Genomic DNA, 4,112 nt, shown 5'->3' on the forward strand with positions numbered 1-4,112 from the left:
CATCCGATCGGATGACCCGACCGCCGGCGTTCAGCAGGAGAGTGGACAGCAGGTCACCACGGCGTCGCCGGTCGACGGGGTGTTCCCCGTCGGCAGGGCGTGGTCGGTCGCCGGGATGCGGCCGTCACCAGGACACCGGGTAGCGGACCGGATGCCCGCCGATCCGGCCGGGCAGCAGACCGATGGCGACCAGCAGCCCGGCGGCCAGCACGAGGAGAGGGAGGAAGGGCACGGGGTGCGGCGCCTGCAGGACCACGATCACGGCGGTGGCCGCGGCCGGGGAGTGCGAGAGGTGGGTGAGCATCATCACGCCCAGTGAGAGCCCGGCGGCGACGGCCGCGCCCCAGGCGGTGCTGCCGGTGACGGCCAGGGTGGCGAAGCCGATCAGGGCCGACATCAGCTGACCGCCGATCAGGTTGCGCGGCTGCGAGATCGGCAGCCCGGGTGCGCCGTGCACCAGCGCGGCGCTGGCGGCCAACGGCGGGATCAGCAGCGGTTGGTCGAGCAGTACGCCCACTCCGACCAGCAGGAGCAGGGCGCCGATGGCGAAGACGGTGGCCCGCAGGGCATGCAGCGGGTGCGGTCCGGGCGTGACGGCGGGCGGTGGTGTGGGCATGCGTGAGCGACTCCGGACGGGGGACGGGAACCCGGAGATGATAAACAGACTGTTGAATGAAAGGTAGGACGTTTTGCCTGTCGGACAGATTCCGTCCACGGAGCCGGATCACCCCGGGAACCAGAGCGAGAGCGAGCACCCCATGACCACGCCTTCCGGCGCCACGCGACCCGATGCCACTCCTTCCGCCACCGTGTCGTCCGTCATGGTCTTCCGGGACGTCCGTCCGTACGGCGCCGACCGGGCCGTCGACCTGATCGCCGTGGACGGCCTGCTGGCCGAGCGGGTGCCGGACGGGGCGGTGCCGGAGGTGGTCGAGGGCGCCGGCCGGATCGTGCTGCCCACCCTGGTGGACGCGCACATCCACCCGGACAAGACCGCCTGGGGCGAGCCCTGGTACAGCCGCCGCCCGGCCGGCTCGCTGCCCGAGTATGTGCAGGGCGACGTCGACCTCTACCGGCGGCAGCGCACCCCGCTCGCCGACCGCGCCCACCGGCTGCTGAGCCACGCCGTGACGCGCGGCACCCGCGCGGTGCGGGCCCACGTGGACGTGGCGCCGGCGTACGGGCTGGCCGGGGTGACCGGGCTCGCCGAGGTGCGCGAGCGGCTGGCCGGCGTGCTGGACGTCCAGCTGGTGGCCTTCCCGCAGCACGGGGTCCGGCGGATTCCCGGAGCGGGCGCGCTGCTCGCGGAGGCGGCGGCGAGCGGGCTGGTCGACGCCATCGGCGGGATCGACCCGGCGGGCTTCGACGGCGCCCCGGCCGAGGGTTCCGTCGGCGAGGGGCCCGCCCAGCTGGAGCTGCTGTTCGGTCTGGCCGAGCAGCACGGACTGCGCCTCGACATCCACCTGCACGACCGGGGCGAGCGCGGCCTCGGCCCGCTGCGCGACATCGCCGCGCGGACCAGGGCGGCCAAACTGGCCGGGCGGGTGGTCGTCAGCCACGCCTTCTGCGTCCCCGAGCTGACCGGCGACCCGCTCGCCGACCTCGCGGCCGAGCTGGCCGAGTCCGGCGTCGGCCTCACCACCGTGGCGCCCTCGGCCCACCAGGTGCTGCCGTTCCGTGAGCTGCGGGCGCACGGGGTGCGGGTCGGGCTCGGCTCGGACGGCGTGCGCGACTCGTGGAGCCCGTACGGCAACGCCGACATGCTGCACCGCGCCCACCTGCTCGGCTGGACCACCGACGCCCGCACCGACGAGCAGCTGGCCGACTGCTTCGCCCTGGCGGCCGACGGCGGCGCCGAACTGCTGGACCTGCCGGCCGCCACCCTGAAGCCGGGCTCGCCCGCCGACTTCATGCTGGTGACGGGCGAGTGCCTGCCGCAGGTGGTGATCGACCTGCCGGGGCGTGAACTGGTGGTCCGCGCGGGCCGGGTGGTGGCGCGGGACGGGCGGCTCACGGGCTGATCGGCGCCGCGGGGCGGTGCCGGCCGCCGAGGGCCGCCGCAGGGGCGGCGTGGGTCGGTGCGGGCAGGCCGGTCCGAGGACCGATCACCCCGCCCGCGGCGTCCAGGCCCCGGGCGGCGGCCGCGCGCTCGTCGGCGTCCGGCTTGCGGAGCGGGACGGGGCCGGGGGCGATCCACGGCGACCGCTCCGCCTCCACAGCGAAGAGGTACGAGCGCGCGGCCGCCACCGCGCCGAGGTCCGCGGGCTCGGAGACGGACGTCAGGTCCGAGCGGGGCAGGCCCTCGCGGACCGCGGGCGCGTAGTCCTCGACGAGCAGCGGGCCGAGCATGCGCTCGCGGTGCGGGAGCAGACCGCCGATCAGGCACGTGCTGGTGCCTCCCCCGTCGGTGGTGCGGTCCGTCCTGCCGCGAACCGCTGCTGACGGAGAGGCGCGCTGGCAGCGACCGCTGACAACGCTCAGAGGCGGCGGGCCGCGCCGGTCCCGTGGAGGTGGATCAGCGCGTCGTAGGCCGGGCCGATCGCCAGCCGCGGCAGCGGGTCGCTGCGGAACTCCGTCCCGGCGTCGTAGGTCGGGCGGGCGGTGTCCAGCCAGGCGCGGCCGGCCGGCGGGGCGGAGCGCAGGTCGACGTAGTAGTCGCCGGGGCGGACCCGGTCGAGGACGTACTCGTTCATGCCGGCGGTTGCCGGGGGAACGGTGACCGTCTTCCAGTCGGGGGCGAACGGCGAGTCCTTGGTGAGGAACGAGCCGCGGCCGAAGGTGAAACCGATGGCGACGTAGCCCGCGCCGAGGGCGTCGCGCAGGTACTCGCCCTGGGTCCTGGGGTAGAGCTCGGGGTCGCTGCTCCGGTACCCGACATGGCCGTTGTGCGCGGACAGCAGCACCTTCCCGCCGGTGCGGCGCTGCCACCAGAGGGTGTTGTCGGTCATCGCCCGGTCGCGGAGGTTCTGCATGGCGGCCACGTCGGCGGTGTCCTCCAGGTTCACGGCGCTGAAGGCGAAGGTCAGCGCGATGCTCCGGGCGTTCTGCACCGCCCACGCGTACGCCTCGCCGTCCTCGCCCCCGGCGGCGGTGACCAGCTCCAGCGTCTGCTGCGCCACGGCGGCGTTCCGCCGCCGTTCGGCGAGCGGCCGCGTGGTGATGTAGCCGATGGCGTCGTCGAACGGTCGCAGGCCGGCGTACAGCTGCTCCAGCCGCGGCAGCGACCCGGGGGCGGCCTCGCGCACGTAGGCGGTCACCCGGTCGAAGAGCTGGTCGCCGATGGCCGGGAAGTCCAGGTCGTCGCCGAGGAAGTGGACCGGGCGCAGCGGGTGCGCACGGTTGTGGTCGCGCATCCAGTCGATCAGGTCGGCGAACTCCTGGCGCTCCCAGGGCGAGGTGCCCATCGTGTCCTTCACCAGCTGCCGGGCGTCGCCGCCGGTGCGGCCCTGGACGTAGTCGTCGATCCGCAGGCCGGAGGACCAACTCGTCTCCAGGGCGAAGGTGGTGAATCCCTTCTCCTCGACGAGGTGGCGCAGCACCCGCTGCTTCATGGTGAAGAACTCGTGCGCGCCGTGCGTGGCCTCGCCGAGCCCCACCACCGTGGCGTCGCCGATCATCGAGCCCAGCGGCCGCAGGTCGGTGGTCCGGCCCGTGGGTTCGGTGGACCTCAACGGATGGGCGAGAGCGCTCAGTTCGCTGACTACGGTGGAGGTCTGACTGCCCGTCCGGCCCGACCGGTTCGCGCTCTCCGGCTGGTCGGGGTTTCCCGGCTGGTCCGCGCGGGCCGCAGGGGCGAGCAGGGTGGTGGTCACGGCGGCCGCGGTGGCGGTCAGCAGGGCGCGTCGGTCGATGCGCGTGCCGCGCTCCTTGCTGCGTGCGGTCATGTCGGGTTGCTCCTCGGTTCGTCGAACCGCCGATTCCTCGAAGCGTCGATTCGACGATTCGGAAAGCCGGTTCGATGGGTGCGATCGGTTCGCCGACGAAGGCCGGCCGAAGAATCGTCGATCACCGAGGTGCGGCGACGCGCTGGGGAGAGCCACCGGATCCAGCAGGGGGACAACCCCCGGGCGGTCCCGCGCTCCCGGCCGGTGGGCCGGAGCGCGGAACCACCG

At 74.3% G+C, this 4,112-nt stretch carries 4 protein-coding genes; 1 reads left to right on the plus strand and 3 read right to left on the minus strand.

The window, feature by feature from the left end:
- Positions 1 to 124: 124 nt before the first annotated feature.
- The gene (locus ACFU7Y_RS41165) at positions 125 to 616 is read right to left on the minus strand and encodes an HPP family protein (RefSeq protein ID WP_380771518.1); all 492 of its coding nucleotides are present in this window, start codon (positions 614 to 616) and stop codon (positions 125 to 127) included.
- Positions 617 to 758: 142 nt separating this feature from the next.
- Between ACFU7Y_RS41165 and ACFU7Y_RS41170 the strand changes: the two genes are divergently transcribed.
- Entirely contained in the window at positions 759 to 2,021 is a 1,263-nt protein-coding gene (locus ACFU7Y_RS41170; protein WP_380771520.1) for an amidohydrolase, read from the plus strand.
- Here the strand turns inward: ACFU7Y_RS41170 and ACFU7Y_RS41175 are convergent.
- Positions 2,011 to 2,349, minus strand: coding sequence for a hypothetical protein (locus ACFU7Y_RS41175; RefSeq protein ID WP_380771521.1), 339 nt, complete (start codon positions 2,347 to 2,349; stop codon positions 2,011 to 2,013). The genes ACFU7Y_RS41170 and ACFU7Y_RS41175 overlap by 11 nt on opposite strands.
- A 128-nt stretch (positions 2,350 to 2,477) precedes the next feature.
- Positions 2,478 to 3,884, minus strand: coding sequence for an erythromycin esterase family protein (locus ACFU7Y_RS41180; protein ID WP_380771523.1), 1,407 nt, complete (start codon positions 3,882 to 3,884; stop codon positions 2,478 to 2,480).
- Between the last annotated feature and the right edge of the window lie 228 nt (positions 3,885 to 4,112).

Source organism: Kitasatospora sp. NPDC057542 (genome assembly GCF_042801945.1).
Lineage (GTDB): Bacteria > Actinomycetota > Actinomycetes > Streptomycetales > Streptomycetaceae > Kitasatospora.